This window comes from Microbacterium sp. (genome assembly GCF_031988965.1).
Classification (GTDB): Bacteria; Actinomycetota; Actinomycetes; order Actinomycetales; family Microbacteriaceae; genus Microbacterium.
Genome location: NZ_DALZXX010000186.1, coordinates 1 through 2,963 on the forward strand (window position 1 = coordinate 1; position 2,963 = coordinate 2,963).

The following is a 2,963-nucleotide window of genomic DNA, read 5'->3' on the forward strand; positions in this document are numbered from 1 at the left end:
CGCGCCGGGCGGAAGATGCTCGGCGGTCATGCGGCCCCTCCCTCTGACGTCGAGCCGGAACCCGCGCGAGCGGCGGAGCGGGATCCGACGCGGAGCGTGCGCAGCCGCGCCACGAGCATGGTCGCCCGAGCGAGCTCGACCCCGAGCAGTGCGGCCATGAGCAGCGCCGCGATCCAGTACAGCTCGATCACGTTGCCGACCTCTCCCGAATCCGAGTAGGCCACGGTGGTCGACGGCGCGTCGGGCAGCGTCGGCTCGGAATCGGCCGTGCGGTGCTGGTACTCGACGCCCAGCTCACCCGCGATCGTCTGCAGGTTCGCCTCGTCGATGACCGACAGCGCGTTCGAGCCCTGGTACTCGATGTATCCCTCGCCCTCCGCGGGATCGAACGACCCCGAGGTGAGCTTCATCGGGCCGCCCTCGGCCGTGCCGTATCCGAACACGGCCCCGGCGTCGGTGAACGCCGCGCTGTCCTCGAACGACTCCGGCGGCGACAGAGCGGTCTGCTCGCCGTCGCCGAAGTAGAACACCATGCGCGACCGGTCTTCCGAGTTCGCGGCGGCATTCGCCAACGTCTCGTGCAGCTGCTCGGCGGCGATGCCGATCGAACTGCCCCGAGAGCGGCTGGTCACCTCGGGACGCAGCACCTCGAGCGACGACATCAGCGAGGTCGTGTCGGTGGTCAGCGGCATCCGGACGTCGGCGGACGCATCGAAGGTGATCAGCGCGAATCGCGCGCCCGGATACTCGTCGACGATCGCCTGCACATCGGCGCGCACACCGTCGAGACGGGGCTCGCCGTCGCCCCAGTCCTCCGCGACGATGCTGGCGGTGGTGTCGACGACCAGCACGACGTCGGTGTCGGTCGCCAGGGTCTGCGTGGTGCCTCCGGGGATGCCGGGGCGAAGCAGCATCACGAAGCACGCGAGCAGCATCACGAGACGCATGGCCCAGAGTGCCCGGGCGCCGGCCCTGGTGCCGGATCCCGTGGTCGGGGCCTTCACGAGGGCGAGCACCGCGAGCACCGCGATCGGGGCGAAGAGCAGCACCAGCAGGAACACGTTGAGGACGGGCTGGAAGATCACAGTCTCACCCTCCACAGCACGACGATGAAGGCGAGGGTCGACACCATGAGCACGACGATCCACAGGTTCGGACTGTCGCTCCAGACCACCTGCGCCTGGCCCTTGAGCGCCGTGGCCTCCTGCTCCTGCACCTGGGCGACGATGTCTTCGACGGTCGTCGTGTCACGCAGACCGTAGGCGGTGCCGCCGGTGGTCTCGGCCGCCTCGGTGAGCTCGGCGCTGATCTCGGCATCCTTGCCCTGCACGGGATTCAGGCTGAAGACGCGCACGCCGATCGACTTCGCGTAGGCCGCGGCCTCCTGCAGGGTCACGATCGACGCGCCGTTGATCTCGTTGTCGGTCGCGAAGATGATCGACCGGGAGCGCTCGTCGTCGGGATGGTCGAACGCGAGCGCGCACGCCGCGAGGCCGTCGCCGATCAGCGAGGCGCCGTTGCCGTTCATCGTGCCCACCCAGTGCTCGGGGGTCTGCTCGGTGAAGTCGAAGCTCTCCCTGATGCTCTGCAGGTGCTCGCGGATGAAGGGGTAGTCGTCGGTGAGGGGGAAGATCTGCACCGGCGAGCTGTTGAAGATCGTCAGCCCGATGCGCTCGCCCTCGAACTCCTTCAACAGCTCCTCGAACACGGTGAGCACCTCGACGTCGACCTCGGTCATCGACCCCGACACGTCGAGGCACAGCATGATGTCGCGGCTCGTGTTGACGGGCTGGATCGTCTGCGAGGTCATGGGCCGCGCCGCGACGACGCCCGCCGACGCCGTCGCGATGACACCGAGCAGCAGGATGCCGCAGAGCGCGACGATGCGTCGGTTCAGCGCCGTGCGGAACGAGGGAAGCGCGCGTACCCGCTCGGCGCGCGCGATGCGTGCCTGCTCGTGGGCGTCGGAGCGGCCCGTGCGGCGCAGACCGAGCACGAGGCCGACCGCCACCGCGACGACCACGATGCCGGCGGCGACGAGCAGCATCCACCAGTTGGCTAGTGCCATGAGCGCACCACCGCCCTGGCCGCCTCGGCTCCGGCGAGCGGATCGATCGCCGGTCCCTGGCGGAAGATGCTCGGATAGTAGTGACGCTGCATCGCGTCGATGAGCGCCGGGTGCGCGCCGCGGGCCACCAGGTCGTCGAGCGCCATCACCGGGGCCTCGAGTCCGCTGTACTCGTTGACGAACGTGCGCACGACGCGGCTCAGCTCGAGGTTGGCGTTGCGTGCCGAGAGCGTGCGTGCGCGGTAGTCGTCTTCGATGCGCTGGATGCTCTGCAGGTACTCCACCCGCAGCTGCGAGAGCACGTCTGTCGTCTGCAGCACCGGACCCTGCGTCGGGTCGGTGAGCGTGAGGTCGCGGCGCGGCCTGGTCAGCAGCGTCACGACCCAGGCCGCCGCGATCAGGAGCAGCAGCACGCCGATCGCGAGCAGGATCCAGCCCCAGCCGTACTGGGCCGGGGGGTAGAGCTCATCAGAGCCGGGCATGCGACCTCCGGTTCAGCAGCTGCAGCAGCTGCGAGACGGCGTCGTCCTGACCGGTGAGCACACCGTGGCTGATCTCCATGCGGGTCAGCAGCTCGGCGAGGCGTGCGGCATCCGCCCGGGTCTGCGCGACGAGCTCGCCCACGATGTCGAGGTCTCCCTGCGCGAAGTCGGGCACCTCCCACATGCTGTCGACATCGGCGCGGATCGTCTTCGTGGTGTGGTCGAGCACCGGATCGGCGTCGCGCAGCGTGAGCCACAGCACGTCGTGCTGCACGCGCAGTCGGCGCAGCATCCGCTCCGTCTCGGTCGTGATCGGCGCCTCGTCGGTGACCACGACGACGATCATGCGCCGCGAGATCGTGCGCGTGACGTACGACAGCAGGGCGTCGCGGTCGCTCGGCGCGGTGCTCGTG

The 2,963-nt window shown here is 69.4% G+C and carries 3 protein-coding genes and 1 pseudogene; all 4 read right to left on the bottom strand.

Features of this window, described 5'->3' with window-relative positions; genetic code table 11:
- Window positions 1-26: 26 nt before the first annotated feature.
- A complete protein-coding gene (locus tag RTM68_RS17085; protein ID WP_312173252.1) occupies window positions 27-1,100 on the bottom strand; it encodes a VWA domain-containing protein in 1,074 nt (357 codons plus the stop codon).
- Window positions 1,082-2,068, bottom strand: a complete 987-nt coding sequence (locus tag RTM68_RS17090) for a VWA domain-containing protein (protein ID WP_312173254.1) — start codon at window positions 2,066-2,068, stop codon at window positions 1,082-1,084. The genes RTM68_RS17085 and RTM68_RS17090 overlap by 19 nt, the downstream gene beginning before the upstream one ends.
- Window positions 2,059-2,550, bottom strand: a complete 492-nt coding sequence (locus RTM68_RS17095) for a hypothetical protein (RefSeq protein WP_312173257.1) — start codon at window positions 2,548-2,550, stop codon at window positions 2,059-2,061. Before RTM68_RS17095 ends, RTM68_RS17090 begins: the two co-directional genes overlap by 10 nt.
- Window positions 2,537-2,963: pseudogene (locus RTM68_RS17100) on the bottom strand (DUF58 domain-containing protein); the annotation flags it as partial. The pseudogene RTM68_RS17100 and the gene RTM68_RS17095, both read right to left, overlap by 14 nt.

Bases quoted from the DNA above. Each gene is read 5' to 3' on its own strand.
- RTM68_RS17095 (WP_312173257.1), bottom strand. From the start codon at position 2,550: ATGCCCGGCTCTGATGAGCTCTACCCCCCGGCCCAGTACGGCTGGGGC.
- RTM68_RS17090 (WP_312173254.1), bottom strand. From the start codon at position 2,068: ATGGCACTAGCCAACTGGTGGATGCTGCTCGTCGCCGCCGGCATCGTG.